This is a genomic window from Microbacterium sp. AR7-10, assembly GCF_001878835.1.
GTDB lineage: Bacteria > Actinomycetota > Actinomycetes > Actinomycetales > Microbacteriaceae > Microbacterium > Microbacterium commune.
The window spans coordinates 1-13,198 of the sequence record NZ_MJIR01000031.1; the positions used below are offsets into that span (position 1 = coordinate 1).

Sequence of the window (13,198 nt, forward strand, 5' to 3'; positions counted from 1 at the left end):
CCGGCCGGTCGACGGCTCACGCGCGGGCGTGGGGGCGGGGGAGGCCGGGGGAGCAGCGGCCGCTTCACCGGCCGGCATCTTGCGCACCCGGACGCCGAACAGGTCGGCGCGGAGTGAGTAGACGACACCGAACACGAAGAACCACAGCAGCACCAGGAAGCCGATGCGCAGCAGCAGGAGCACGAGTTCACTCATCGGGCGGTCCCTTCGGATCGGAAGGCCGCGACCACAGCCGGTTCCTGAGCGAGCGCAGCGAGTCGAAGGGCACTCATCGGGCGGTCCCTTCGGATCGGAAGGCCGCGACCACAGCCGGTTCCTGAGCGAGCGCAGCGAGTCGAAGGGCACTCATCGGGCGGTCCCTTCGGAGTTCACCGGGACGACGTCGAAGGTGAGCTCGGTGCGGCCGATCGTGAACGATGTGCCCGGCGTGAGCGCGGTCTCGCGGATCTTCTGCCCATCGACCTTGGTGCCGTTCGTCGAACCCAGGTCTCGCAGCATCCCGCGCTCGCCGTCCCAGAGGATCTCGGCGTGACGACGGCTGGAGCCCGCATCGGAGATGGTGATGTCGGCGTCGCCGCCGCGGCCGATCACCGTGCGGGCGCTGGTGAGCGGATGCCGGCGGCCGTCGATCTCGACGACACCCTGCCAGTCCACGGTGCTCTCGACGGAGGAGGAGTTCACCCGCACGATGCCGGTGGCCAGGCTCTCGTCGGCCTCCATCGAGATGTGCAGCGGGCCGGCGAAGCTGTAGCCCTGCGCGCGGGCGTGCGTGGTCATCAGCGCGAAGAGCTCTTCGTGCAGCGCGCGGCCGAGCGTGCGCATCCGCTCGTGATCGTCCGGGCTGAGCCGCACGAGGTAGTCGCTGGGGGTGATGATGCGGTCGCGGCTCACCACAGCCGCGTTCGTGTCGGCCTCGCGCCGCAGCGCCGAGGCGATCTCCACCGGCTGGATGCCGCTGCGGAAGGTCTTGGCGAACGCGCTGTTCACAGCGCGTTCCAGACCTTTCTCAAAGCTGTCAAGTAGTCCCACGAGGTTCCTCTGGCATGCCGACCGGTAGGGCCATCGTAGTCAGGCGGGCTGGATAACCGCTTCTCGAGGTCGGAGCGGTTCGAAGCACGCCGTCCATCGTGATAGCCTTTCGAGGTTGAGTTCTCCGGAACGAGACGATGCGCGAGTGGCGGAATAGGTAGACGCGCTGGCTTCAGGTGCCAGTGCTCGCAAGGGCGTGGGGGTTCAAGTCCCCCCTCGCGCACAGAACGGCGAAGGCCCCGGATCATCCGGGGCCTTCGCCGTTTCCATCCGGCGTGACGACCGGCGCGTCGTCACGCCGGTTCGGCCGCAGCGTGGATGTACTCGTCCAGCACGAGCTCGCCGGTGGCGTTCAGCGCCGTCATGATCGTCGTGATGCGATCCGGCGCGACGGGCGGGAGCACCGCGGAGTCGAACCCGAACTGCATCGGGATCGCCGGGTGCACCCAGATCGTGGTGCGGGCGTCCTCGGCGTCGTCACCGCGCAGCCAGGTCAGCAGGAAGCTCTCGTTGCGTCGCAGCTTGGTGCCGATGACGATCTTCAGATGCACGAGCGTCTCGTCGTCGATCGTGATCGGCGGCGCGCTGCTGTCGTACTTCAGTCTTCCCATACTGGATGATAAGCCGCCGGACGCCCCGGGCGTGTCCATTCCGCGCGTGGGGCCGTCGGCGGGCGGAATGACGAGCGCCGCCGACCCGAAGGTCGACGGCGCTCAATCAGGCACGCGGGCCGTGAAGGTCACTTGTTGAAGGCGTCCTTGACGTCATCGCCGATCTTCTTGGCGTCGGCCTTGACCTGATCGGTCTTGCCCTCTGCCTCGAGGCGCTCGTTGTCGGTGGCGTCACCGATGCCTTCCTTGGCCTTGCCCACGAGCTTTTCGGTGTTGTGCTTGGCGTCGTCCATGGCTCCCATGGTGTCTCCCTCCGTTCGGGGCGGGATCACCGCCCGGTCTGACGTGGAGATGCCAGCGTGCCATCCGGCTGTCGGATCGGGCCAAGGGATTGACAGGTGGATCGGGTCGCGTTACGGCCCGTCGCCTGCCGCGGCTGCGGGAACGGGCAGACCGACATGCAGCGGCTCGGAGAGGTGATCGGCTTCGCTGTGCCGACGATTCCTCTCCGAGCCTGCAATCCCCATCTCATCCCCCAGGTCGTATCCTGGAGTGCACGCGGTGGGATCTGATCGCTTGTTCTCCGATTCCCCTTCGGTGACGGCTACTCCCCAGTTTCCGACGATCTCCGCATGCGATTGGCTCCCTGCCTGCATCTCCCCAGAAGCTGAGGCGAGGGGGCCGCTCTCATCATGACACTGATTCTCCGTTTTGTCCCCCATATGGGGGACAAATTTCTCGAGAAGTGTGTATGCTGAACCCCGACGCACCCTCCGGTCGTCTTCGGCCCCCACCGCTCCCCCCGCGGTGGGGGCCATCCATTTTTCGTGCAACATTTGGGTCACCTTCCGATTCGGCCTGTTGACGGAAGGGTCCGCTGGGATAGCGTTAGCGCAGTCGGAGCATCCTGCGTCGACATGGCAATGAGCAGAACGGCAGTAAATGAGCACCCAGGGCACGGTCAAGTGGTTCAACTCGGAGAAGGGCTTCGGCTTCATCTCCCCCGATGACGGAGGCGCCGACGTGTTCGCGCACTACTCCGCCATCGCATCCAGCGGCTACCGGTCACTCGACGAGAACCAGCGCGTCGAGTTCGATGTGGCACAGGGCCCCAAGGGCCTTCAGGCCGAAAACATCCGCCCTCTCTGAGGCGGGTTTCGAACTCCCCGGTGCCGATCGGCGCCGGGGAGTTCTGCGTCTGCGGGCGTGCACTCCGGGGGCCGACACTCCAGATGTCGGACGGATCCCGCGAGAACGTCCGACATCTGGAGTGTCGGCCCCGGAATCGGATCGGATCGGACCGGATCGACCCGCGGGGCGCTCAGCCCAGCAGCAGGGCGTGCAGCTCGCCGGCATCCGCCGCGCGCGCCTTCGCGCCCTCGGCTTCGTCGGGGTGGCCGAAGCCCCATTCCGAGAAGATGACCGGGATGCCGTGCTCGGCCGCGCCGTCGACGTCGTGGTGACGGTCGCCGATCAGCACCGGGCGTGAGACGTCGACACCTGCCGAGCGCAGCCGGTCGAGTGCCTGGCCGACCACGAACGACTTGCCGTCGTGGTTGCCGACGGTTCCGACCCTGGCGCCCGAGACCGCGGTGAACAGCGGCGTCAGCTCGTAGTGGTCGAGGATCGCCCGCACCTGGTTCTCGGGTTTGGTGCTCGCCGTCGCCTGGGGGATGCCGGCGGCGTGCACCGCGCGCAGCACCTCTGCGACGCCGGGGTAGAGGTCGACCGAGGCCGCGTACCCGTCTGCCGCGGCGAGTGCGCGGTACCGCTGCACCGCCTCCTCGGCCTGAGCGGCGTCCATGCCGGCGCGCACCTGGAACGACTCGAGCATCGGCGGGCCGATCCAGAGCGACAGCGCCTCGGCATCCGGTTCGGGCAGATCGTACGACGCGAACACCTGCTGCAGACGGGGCAGGATGCCGGCGGACGCGTCGGCGATGGTGCCGTCGACGTCCCAGAGGATGCAGGTGTATGGCGAAACGGGCATGCATCCAGCCTAGGCGGAGCGGAGGATGCTCAGAACAGGCGGGGGATGCCCGACTCGATGCCCTTCATGCCCTCGTAGTCGAGTACGACGCACCGGATGCCGCGGTCCTCGGCGAGCACGCGGGCCTGCGGCTTGATCTCCTGGGCCGCGAAGACGCCGGTGACCGGGGCGAGATGCGGGTCTCGCCCGAGCAGCTCGAGGTATCGGGTGAGCTGCTCGACCCCGTCGATGTCGCCGCGGCGCTTCACCTCTACCGCGATGGCGGCGCCCCGGGCATCCCGGACCATCAGGTCGACAGGACCGATCGCCGTCGGATACTCGCGACGCACCAGCGTCGCGCCTTCGCTGATCAGATCGACCTGCTCGGCGAGCAGCCGCTGCAGGTCGGCCTCGACGCCGTCCTTCTGCAGCCCGGGGTCGATCCCGAGCTCGTGCTGCGAATCGTGGATGATCTCGTAGATCTGCACGCGAAGCGCGTCACCGGTCTTCTTGTGAGTCACCCGCCACACCTCGATGACACCGGCGCCGGCCTCCTCCTCACCGGGGACCTCCGGCGAGAGGGAGCACGGCGGGCTCATCCAGTTCAGCGGCTTGTAGCTGCCGCCGTCGGAGTGCACGAGCAGGCTGCCGTCGCCCTTGTGCACCAGCAGGCGCGTGGCGAGGGGCAGGTGGGCGTTGAGTCGACCGGTGTAGTCGACCGCGCAGCGGGCGATGACGAGACGCACCCGACGAGCCTACTTCGTCAGGGCGGGCTCGTCGGCGCCCAGCGGCTTGGCGGCCGACGAGAACAGCCCGGACATGACCACGAGCGCGACGAGGATGAACAGCGTGTTCAGCAGTCCGATGTGCTCGCTGATCAGGCCGAGCACGGGCGGCCCGCCGAGGAACGCGACGTATCCGATGGTGGCGGCGGCGCTCACCCGCGCGGCGGCCTTCGCCGGGTCGTCGGCGGCGGCCGACATGCCGAGCGGGAATCCGAGCGATGCGCCGACGCCCCAGAGCGCGGCTCCCAGAAGCACCAGGGGGAGGTTCGGGGCGAGGATGAAGAGCAGGATGCCGGATGCCGCGGTCGCGGCGAGCACGCGCAGCACGGCCACGCGACCGAAGCGATCCACCAGCGGACCGCCGAGGAGGCGCACGACGGTCATGCCCACCGAGAACACGGTGAGCGCGAGCGCGCCCATGCCGACTTCCTGGTCATGGCCCTCGACGACGCCGAGGGCGATCCAGTCATTGGCGCCGCCCTCGGCGAACGACATGCCGAGCATGACGATGCCCAGCGCGTAGGTGCGCGGTTCGCGCCAGGCCTCGAGGGCGGTGTGCAGGCGCTGGCGGAACGGGGGCCTCTCGTCCGGGATCGGGTCGAGAGCGGCCTCGCGCACGGGCACCTGGAAGAAGCAGACGACGGCGGCGACGAGGATGACCGCGCCGATGATGGCGGCGTGGGCTGCGACGTTCATCGACAGCAGGGCGGCGCCGGCGCCGGCACCGGCGCCGATGACCGTGCCGAAGCTGAAGAAGGCGTGGAACACGGGCAGGATCGTCTTGCCCATCTGCTGCTCGATGGCGGTGGCCTCGACGTTCATCATCACGTCGACGGATCCGTTGCCGAAGCCGAACAGCACCATGCCCACCACCACGACGGGAACAGCACCGAACACGTCGGTGCCGAGGCCGATGAGGATGACGCCCGAGCCGAAGAGCACCATCCCGATCAGCATGCCGAGGCGTGCGCCGGTTCGGGCCATCAGGATCGGGCCGGTCGAGATGCCGACGATGGATGAGATGCCCATTCCGAGCAGCAGCAGTCCGATCTGCGCCTTGTCGATCTGCAGCGCGGCGGCGATGCTGGGCACGCGCGAGGCCCACGTGGCGATCGAGAGGCCGCTGGCGAGGAAGATCGCGAAGATCGCGAGCCGCCAGCGGACGAACTGCGAGCGGGTGAGGGCGGTGTCCATCCGACGATGATATCGAAACGATTCGATCACGGAGAACCGCCGTGGGCGCTGCGAGATATCCTCGGAGCATGGGCACCGGCACGCGACGAGCGACCATCGCCGACGTCGCCCGCGAGGCGGGGGTGTCGACGTCGACTGCATCCGTCGTGTTCAGCGGCAAGGTGAACGTCGCAGACGCGACGCGCAAGAAGGTCGTCGCGGCCGCGGCCGCCCTCGGATACACCGGCCCCGACCCCCGCGCCGCCTCGCTGCGCACCGGTCGCAGCGGAATCGTCGGCGTCGTGCTCGGGGGAGACCTGCGGCATGCCTTCCTCGACCCGGTCACCACGGTGATGATGGACGGCCTGACCGATGCGCTGGCGTCGATCAGCACGGGCATCCTGCTGCTGCGCGACGACCCGCGTGACGACGAGCCGCCGGCGATCGCCGACGCGCCCGTCGACGCCGTCGTGCTGATCGGATGCTCGACGCGAGCTCGCGAGGTGCTCGAGGTCGTGCGGCAGCGTGGACTGCCGGTGGTGGTGATCGAGGGCGACGCAGGAGACGACGTGCCGCAGGTGACGCTCGACAACCGCGAGGCGAGCGCGACGATCGCTCGGCACGTGCGCGAGCTCGGCCACCGGCGCGCGGCCACCATCACCCTGGCCCTGGACCCCGTTCGCGAGCGTGCACCGCTCACGGCCGAGAGGGAGGCGGCGGCCACCGTCTCCATCACACTCGACCGGCTGGCAGGCTTTCGCGAGGCGTTCCCCGACGGGACGGGGATCACGGCGGCGGGCAGCCTGGTCGACGAGGGGTATCTCGCCGCGCGCACGCTGCTCGCCGAGACGGACGGGACGCTGCGCGCCGACCGGCCGACCGCGATCGTGGCGCAGAGCGACCTGCTCGCCGTGGGCGCCATCCGCGCCGCCGAGGAGCTCGGCCTGCGCGTGCCCGACGACCTCACGGTCGTCGGCTTCGACGGAATCGCCGCCGACGGTCTCGGCTCGCTCGAGCTCACGACGATGGCGCAGCCCGCGCTCCAGAAGGGTCGCGCGGCAGGGGAGCAGGTGGTCCGGATGCTCGAGGGCGAGCCGGGCGAATCCGTGCACTTCGCGTGCGAGTTCCGGGCCGGAGAGACCGCCGCGCCGCCCGCTCACTGAGCTCAGATGACGACCCGTCGCGTCATGAGTGCAGACGGACCCGTAGAATAGAGTCACATCGCCCGCCTGTGCCGGAAGGCCTCGACGAGCTTGAGGAGCCGCATATGCTGTTGCTCCTCGCCGTGTTCCTGGCCGGGTCTCTTCTTCTCCCCGTCCTGGTGCGCTGGCTCGGAGCACAGGCGTTCGTGCTCGGGGCGCTCGTCCCCGCGGCGGCCTTCGTACACGCTCTCACGCAGGCCCCACAGGTGCTGGGCGGAGGCGATGCCCCGTTCGAGCTGTACCGGTGGATACCGCAGCTCGGTCTCGATCTGTCGATGCACATGGACGTGCTCGGGTGGGTGCTGACGCTGATGGTCACCGGCGTCGGAGCCCTCGTGCTGCTCTACTGCCGCTGGTACTTCTACGACGACGGGCGTGAGGTCGGTCAGTTCGCCGGCGTTCTGCTCGGCTTCGCCGGAGCGATGTACGGGCTGGTCCTCACCGACGACCTGGTGATGCTCGTGATGTTCTGGGAGATCACCAGCATCCTGTCTTACCTGCTCATCGGCCACTACCGGCGACGCGCGGCCAGCCGACGTGCCGCCCTGCAGGCACTCCTGGTCACCACGCTCGGCGGGCTCGTCATGTTCGTCGGCGTGATCCTGCTCGTCGTCGACGCCGGCACGGCCAGCATCCGGCAGCTGCTCGCCCTCGCCCCGACCGGACCGATCGTCGACGTCGCGATCGTGCTGCTGCTCATCGGGGCGATCTCGAAGTCGGCCCTCTTCCCGTTCCACTTCTGGCTCCCCGGCGCGATGGCGGCGCCCACGCCGGTCAGCGCCTACCTGCACGCCGCAGCGATGGTGAAGGCGGGGATCTACCTCATCGCGCGCTTCGCGCCGATCTTCGCGCTCTCGGCTCCGTGGCGTCCGATCGTCATCACGCTCGGGGTGCTCACGATGCTGCTCGGCGGCATCCAGGCGTTGCGCGAGACCGATCTCAAGCGCATCCTCGCCTTCGGCACCGTCAGTCAGCTCGGCTTCTTCGCCGTCGTGGTCGGCTACGGCACCCCGGCGGCGGGGCTCGCCGGCCTCGCCCTGGTCATCGGGCACGCCCTGTTCAAGTCGGCGCTGTTCCTCATCGTCGGCGTGATCGACCGCCAGCTCTCCACGCGCGACATCGACGAGCTGTCCGGGGTCGGGCGCCAGGCGCCGGTGATGGCGACCGCCGCGTTCATCTCGGTGGCCTCGATGATGGGCGTCGCCCCGACGATCGGCTACGTCGCCAAGGAGTCGACCCTCACCGCGCTTCTCGAGGACGCCCTGCACGGCTCCGTCTGGGGGTGGGTGGCGCTGGTCGGGGTCACGATCGGCGCGATCCTGACCGCCGCCTACGGCTGCCGGTTCCTGTGGGGTGCGTTCTGGCGCAAGAAGGATGCCGACGGCGCACACCTGCCTGAGACGCCCTGGCCCGATCCGCCGGTGGGCTTCCTGTCGGCGCCGATCGTGCTCGCCGGTCTCACGATCACCGCAGGCATCGGCGCGCCCGCCGTCGACGTCGCCCTGCAGGGCTACGCGAGGACGCTCGGCTCGGGCGAGCCCGGTCACCTGGCGCTCTGGCACGGGCTGGAGCCTGCGCTGCTGCTCTCGCTGGGCGCGATCGCCGCGGGCATCGGGATGTTCATGCTCAGCATCCGCACCGGGTGGGACCGTCGCCGTCGCCTGATGCGCTTCACCGCCGCCGACGCGTACTACCTGGTCATGCGCGGCGTCGACCGCCTCTCGGTGCTGACCACCAGCGTCACGCAGCGCGGTTCGCTGCCGCTGTACGTCGGAACGATCTTCGTCGTGCTGCTCGCCGCCGAGGCGACCGCGCTCGCCGCCGCGATGCCCGAGCGGCTCGCCCTCTCGGCCTGGCACACACCTGTGCAGATCGTCGTCGCGCCCGTGATGGCCGTCGCCGGCATCATCGCCGTGCGTGCCCGCAAGCGCTACACCGGTGTCGTGCTCGTCTCGGTCACCGGGCTCGGCATGGTCGTGCTCTTCGCGACGAGCGGTGCGCCCGACCTCGCACTCACGCAGATCCTCGTCGAGACCGTCACGATGGTCACCTTCGCCCTGGTGCTGCGTCGGCTGCCCTCGCGCATGGGTGAGCACAACGCCTCGGTCGGTCGGATCCCGCGGGCTGTGCTCGCCGTGGGCGTCGGGGTGGTGATGGCGTTCGTGGCCATCGTCGCCACCCAGGCGCGCATGTTCGACCCGATCTCGATCGACTTCCCGCAGCTCGCCTACGACCTCGGGCACGGCAAGAACGTCGTCAACGTCGCTCTCGTCGACCTGCGCGGGTGGGACACGATGGGCGAGCTGAGCGTGCTCGTGCTGGCCGCGACAGGTGTGGCATCCCTCGTCTTCGTCACCCACCGCGCCGACCTGCTCTCGGCCACCCGCGACCTGCCCGAGACGAAGCGCCGCTCGACCGCGCGCCGGCCCATGGTCGAGACCGACGAGGGCCTGCGGTTCCAGACCGCGGAGAACAGCGGCGCGCCCCGCGCGTGGCTGGTCAGCGGCCAGCAGATGAAGGCCGAGAACCGGTCGATCCTGCTCGAGGTGATCGTGCGGGTGCTGTTCCACACGATCATCCTCGTGTCGATCTATCTGCTCTTCGCGGGCCACAACCTCCCCGGCGGGGGTTTCGCCGGCGGCCTGGTCGCGGGAATGGCCCTCGTGATGCGCTACATCGCCGGTGGGCGGTGGGAGCTGGGCGCCGCCGCCCCGACCGACGCCGGACGACTGCTCGGCGGGGGACTCATCCTCGCGGTTGGCGCCGCCCTGCTGCCGCTGTTCTTCGGCATGGCGCCGCTGCAGAGCACGGTGTGGAAGGCGGAGGTACCGCTGCTGGGACACCTCGAGTTCGTCAGCTCGACCGTCTTCGACGTGGGCGTCTACCTCGTCGTCATCGGCCTCGTGCTCGACGTGCTGCGCAGCCTCGGCGCCGAGGTCGACCGACAGGCTCTCGAGGTGCGCAGCAAGGGGGCGGTGACCTGATGGACGTCTCGCTCACCCTCATCGTGATCATGGGCGTGCTCTTCGCCGCCGGGGCCTACGCCATGATGGAGCGCAGCCTGACCCGCGTGCTCATCGGCTTCCTGCTGCTCGGCAACGCGACCAACCTGCTGCTGCTGATCGTGATGGGCGTGCCCGGATCTGCGCCGTTCTACGGCGAGGAGGGTCCGGTGAGCGACCCGCTGCCGCAGGCGCTCACGCTGACGGCGATCGTCATCACCTTCGCCGTCTCGGCGTTCCTGCTCGCTCTCATCTACCGGTCATGGCAGCTCGGACAGGCCGACACCGTCGAGGACGACCTCGGCGACATCGCGGTCCGCGAGCGCACAGACGCGGAAGAGGATCTGTTCGACGACGAGTCCACCGCCGAGGAGGAGTCCGCGACGACCGACTTCGTCGGCGTCACCACCGCGCCGATCACCGTGCTGAACATGCGCGATCACCCCGCCATCGTCGACGATGCCCCGGTGGACGTGCCGGACGCGCCGGCGCCCGGGTCCGACGCGCGCACCGCGTCGCGCATCCGGGATGACGTGGCCCCCCGGGCCGACGAGGCTCCCCGGGCCGACGAGGGCGAGGACAGATCATGAGCGCACTCGTCCCCCTGATCGTGATGCTGCCGCTGCTCGGCGCGGCCGTCACGCTGATCTTCGGCCGCAACCCCCGCCTGCAGGTCGTGGTGACCACCGCCACGCTCGTGGCGGTCTCGATCATCGCGGCGGTGCTGCTGGTCACGGTGGACGCCTCGGATCAGCCACTGGCCGTCTCGGTGGGCGGCTGGCCGGTGCCGTTCGGCATCATCCTCTACGTCGACCGTCTCGCTGCGCTGCTCGTGCTCATCTCGAGCATCGTGCTGCTCGCGGTGCTGCTCTTCTCGATCGGTCAGGGTGCCGCAGACGGCGACGAGGAGACGCCGATCTCGATCTTCAACCCGACCTACCTGATCCTCGCCGCCGGCATCTTCGACGCGTTCATCGCCGGTGACCTGTTCAACCTGTACGTCGGATTCGAGATCCTGCTCGTCGCCTCGTACGTGCTGATCACCCTGGGCAGCACCGAATCCCGCATCCGCACCGGAGCGGTGTACATCGTCGTCTCGCTCGTGTCGTCGATCCTCTTCCTCGCCGCGATCGCGATGATCTACGGCGCCGTGGGCACGGTGAACATGGCCCAGGTGGCCGAGCGCGTCGCCCAGCTGCCGCAGGAGACCCAGCTGGTGCTGCACCTCATCCTGCTGATCGCGTTCGGGATCAAGGCCGCCATCTTCCCCGTGTCGTTCTGGCTGCCCGACTCGTACCCGACGGCGCCCGCACCCGTCACCGCCGTGTTCGCCGGCCTGCTGACCAAGGTCGGCGTGTACGCGCTGATCCGCACCGAGACCCAGCTGTTCGCGAGCAACGACATCAACACGCTGCTGCTGATCGTCGCGCTCGCCACCATGGTGATCGGCGTGCTCGGCGCCGTGGCGCAGGCCGAGCTGAAGCGGATCCTGTCGTTCACCCTCGTCAGCCACGTCGGCTACATGATCTTCGGTCTCGCGATAGCGACGGAGGATGCCATCGGCGCCACGGTGTACTACATCGTGCACCACATCGTCGTGCAGACCACCCTGTTCCTCGCTGTCGGGCTCATCGAGCGCAAGGCGGGCAGCACGTCGATCCTGCGCGTGAGCGGGCTGATGAAGGCGGCGCCGGTACTGGCCCTGCTGTACTTCGTGCCCGCCATCAACCTGGGCGGTCTGCCGCCGTTCTCGGGTTTCATCGGCAAGGTGGCGCTGTTCGAAGCGGCTGCGAACGTGGGCACCCCGTTGATGATCGTGCTGATCTTCGGTGGCATCCTGACATCGCTGCTCACGCTCTACGCCCTGATGCGCGCGTGGAACCTGGCCTTCTGGCGCGAGGACGACGGGGGCGTCGAGAACGACGGCCGCATCGAGTACCTCGGCAATGCCCCGGCGGCCGACGAGCAGGGCGAGACCCGCGAGATCCCCGCGATCATGACGTATGCCACGGCAGGCATGGTCTCGGTGACCGTGGCGCTGACCGTCTTCGCCGGTCCGCTCTATGCGATCTGCGACCGGATCGGCACCGGCCTGCTGCAGCCCGTGACCCTCGAGCAGATCGACGAAGGGACGGGCTGATGAAGACCGACACCCGCCGCCGGATCGTCCGCGACATCCTGCTCCAGCTGCCGTTCATGATCTGGCTGGTCCTGCTGTGGATGCTGCTCTGGCAGCAGTTCACACCGCTGGCGGTCGTCACGGGCATCCTGGTCGCGGTCTTCGTCACCCGCGTCTTCCGGCTGCCCACGGTCGAGCTGGTCGGCCGCGTGAACGTCTGGCAGTCCCTGGTGTTCATCGTGCTCTTCGTCGGCGCGGTGGTCACGGGGGCGATCAGCGTGACCATCCAGGTGTTCGACCTCCGGCGCCAGCCGGGAGCCGCGATCATCGCGATCCCGCTGCGCTATGCCGACGACATCCTCACCACGCATGTCGCCGTGACCGCCTCGCTCATCCCGGGGTCGCTGGTCGTGGAGAGCGACCGCGACCGACGCATCATCTACCTGCACGTCATCGGCGTGCGCACCCGCGACGAGGTCGACAGGTTCCGCGAGGGAGTGCTCCGCTGGGAGCGCCGCATCGTGCGCGCCGTGGGCACGCCCGAGCAGTACCGGGCCCTGAAGGCCGACAAGAGCGGAGGCGCACGGTGAACCCGCTGATCATGATCATCCTCGTCGTGTTCGGCATCGCGGCGATCCTCGCGGTGATCCGCATCGTTCTCGGCCCGTCCATCCTCGACCGCACCGTCGCGTCGGATGTCCTGCTCACGGAGGTGATGTGCGTGCTCGGCGCCGACATGGCGCTGAACGGCCACACGCGCAACATCCCCGTGATGCTGATCATCGCGGCGGTCGGCGTCTTCGCGTCGATCTCGGTCGCCCGCTACGTCGCACGAAGGGACAACACGACACCATGACCGTGACATCGTTCCTCGAGATCGCCGTGCCGGCGCCCGTCGCCGAGACCATCGCTCTGGTGCTCGTGCTGTTCGGCGCGATCCTCTGCCTGTCGGCCGCCGTCGGCCTGCTGCACTTCCGCGATGTGCCCAGCCGCCTGCACGCGGGCACCAAGCCCCAGGTGCTGGGCCTCGTGCTGATCTGCCTGGCGATCGCCGTCTCGCAGCGCACGATCGGGGGCATGCTGCTCGGGCTGGTGATCGTGATCCCGGTGATCCTGCTGCAGTTCGCGACCGCGCCGCTGTCGGCGCACATGGTGGGCCGGCAGGCGTACCGCAACGGCACGATCCAGGCGCACACCCTCGTCGTCGACGAGTACGCGGAGTCGAAGCAGACCCCGCCCGCCGCCGGCTGCGCCGGTCGCGCCCGCCGCCGGGCGGCTGACGCCCCGGTGGCCCGGCCGGCTGAACCG

14 protein-coding genes, 1 tRNA gene and 1 pseudogene are annotated in these 13,198 nt (G+C 69.0%); 9 read left to right on the top strand and 7 right to left on the bottom strand.

The genetic code is table 11. The features are described 5' to 3' along the window. Both BFN01_RS15360 and BFN01_RS02125 read right to left on the bottom strand, forming a co-directional pair. Window positions 1-195: pseudogene (locus tag BFN01_RS15360) on the bottom strand (FHA domain-containing protein); the annotation flags it as partial. A gap of 150 nt (window positions 196-345) precedes the next feature. Continuing rightward, complete coding sequence (locus BFN01_RS02125) at window positions 346-1,029, bottom strand: DUF3662 and FHA domain-containing protein (RefSeq protein ID WP_071641054.1); 684 nt, start codon at window positions 1,027-1,029, stop codon at window positions 346-348. Between the two features lie 139 nt (window positions 1,030-1,168). On the opposite strand from BFN01_RS02125, the gene BFN01_RS02130 reads away from it, so the two are divergent. Beyond that, a tRNA-Leu gene (locus BFN01_RS02130) sits at window positions 1,169-1,252 on the top strand. Between the two features lie 70 nt (window positions 1,253-1,322). On the opposite strand, the gene BFN01_RS02135 is transcribed toward BFN01_RS02130, so the two are convergent. Then, on the bottom strand, window positions 1,323-1,640 hold the full coding sequence (locus tag BFN01_RS02135) for a hypothetical protein (protein WP_071641056.1): 318 nt from the start codon (window positions 1,638-1,640) through the stop codon (window positions 1,323-1,325). 128 nt (window positions 1,641-1,768) lie between these two features. Next, a complete protein-coding gene (locus BFN01_RS02140) occupies window positions 1,769-1,942 on the bottom strand; it encodes a CsbD family protein (protein WP_071641058.1) in 174 nt (57 codons plus the stop codon). 640 nt (window positions 1,943-2,582) lie between these two features. Here BFN01_RS02140 and BFN01_RS02145 point away from each other — a divergent pair. Next, window positions 2,583-2,789, top strand: coding sequence for a cold-shock protein (locus BFN01_RS02145; RefSeq protein ID WP_071641060.1), 207 nt, complete (start codon window positions 2,583-2,585; stop codon window positions 2,787-2,789). A gap of 172 nt (window positions 2,790-2,961) precedes the next feature. Here the strand turns inward: BFN01_RS02145 and BFN01_RS02150 are convergent, their stop codons facing one another. The 3 genes from BFN01_RS02150 to BFN01_RS02160 are packed head-to-tail and all read right to left on the bottom strand — an operon-like array spanning window position 2,962 to window position 5,588. Further along, on the bottom strand, window positions 2,962-3,630 hold the full coding sequence (locus tag BFN01_RS02150) for an HAD hydrolase-like protein (RefSeq protein WP_071641062.1): 669 nt from the start codon (window positions 3,628-3,630) through the stop codon (window positions 2,962-2,964). 29 nt (window positions 3,631-3,659) lie between these two features. Further along, window positions 3,660-4,355, bottom strand: a complete 696-nt coding sequence (gene nucS / locus BFN01_RS02155; protein ID WP_071641063.1) for an endonuclease NucS — start codon at window positions 4,353-4,355, stop codon at window positions 3,660-3,662. Window positions 4,356-4,364: 9 nt separating this feature from the next. Then, on the bottom strand, window positions 4,365-5,588 hold the full coding sequence (locus BFN01_RS02160; RefSeq protein ID WP_071641065.1) for an MFS transporter: 1,224 nt from the start codon (window positions 5,586-5,588) through the stop codon (window positions 4,365-4,367). Window positions 5,589-5,656: 68 nt separating this feature from the next. On the opposite strand from BFN01_RS02160, the gene BFN01_RS02165 reads away from it, so the two are divergent. The 7 genes from BFN01_RS02165 to mnhG all read left to right on the top strand — a co-directional run. Further along, window positions 5,657-6,730: a LacI family DNA-binding transcriptional regulator gene (locus BFN01_RS02165; RefSeq protein ID WP_071641067.1), complete on the top strand. Its 1,074-nt coding sequence runs from the start codon at window positions 5,657-5,659 to the stop codon at window positions 6,728-6,730. A gap of 104 nt (window positions 6,731-6,834) precedes the next feature. Further along, window positions 6,835-9,753: a Na+/H+ antiporter subunit A gene (locus BFN01_RS02170; RefSeq protein ID WP_071641069.1), complete on the top strand. Its 2,919-nt coding sequence runs from the start codon at window positions 6,835-6,837 to the stop codon at window positions 9,751-9,753. Then, entirely contained in the window at window positions 9,753-10,361 is a 609-nt protein-coding gene (locus tag BFN01_RS02175) for a Na(+)/H(+) antiporter subunit C (RefSeq protein ID WP_071641071.1), read from the top strand. The genes BFN01_RS02170 and BFN01_RS02175 overlap by 1 nt, the downstream gene beginning before the upstream one ends. Next, the gene (locus BFN01_RS02180; RefSeq protein ID WP_071641073.1) at window positions 10,358-11,911 is read left to right on the top strand and encodes a Na+/H+ antiporter subunit D; all 1,554 of its coding nucleotides are present in this window, start codon (window positions 10,358-10,360) and stop codon (window positions 11,909-11,911) included. The genes BFN01_RS02175 and BFN01_RS02180 overlap by 4 nt, the downstream gene beginning before the upstream one ends. Next, complete coding sequence (locus BFN01_RS02185; RefSeq protein ID WP_071641075.1) at window positions 11,911-12,480, top strand: Na+/H+ antiporter subunit E; 570 nt, start codon at window positions 11,911-11,913, stop codon at window positions 12,478-12,480. Before BFN01_RS02180 ends, BFN01_RS02185 begins: the two co-directional genes overlap by 1 nt. 11 nt (window positions 12,481-12,491) lie before the next feature. Continuing rightward, window positions 12,492-12,746 carry a monovalent cation/H+ antiporter complex subunit F gene (locus BFN01_RS02190; protein ID WP_225211250.1) on the top strand — a complete coding sequence of 85 codons (255 nt, stop codon included), beginning with the start codon at window positions 12,492-12,494 and terminating at the stop codon, window positions 12,744-12,746. Continuing rightward, a partial coding sequence (gene mnhG, locus BFN01_RS02195) for a monovalent cation/H(+) antiporter subunit G (protein WP_083428584.1) occupies window positions 12,743-13,198 on the top strand: 456 nt, incomplete at its 3' end. The genes BFN01_RS02190 and mnhG, both read left to right, overlap by 4 nt.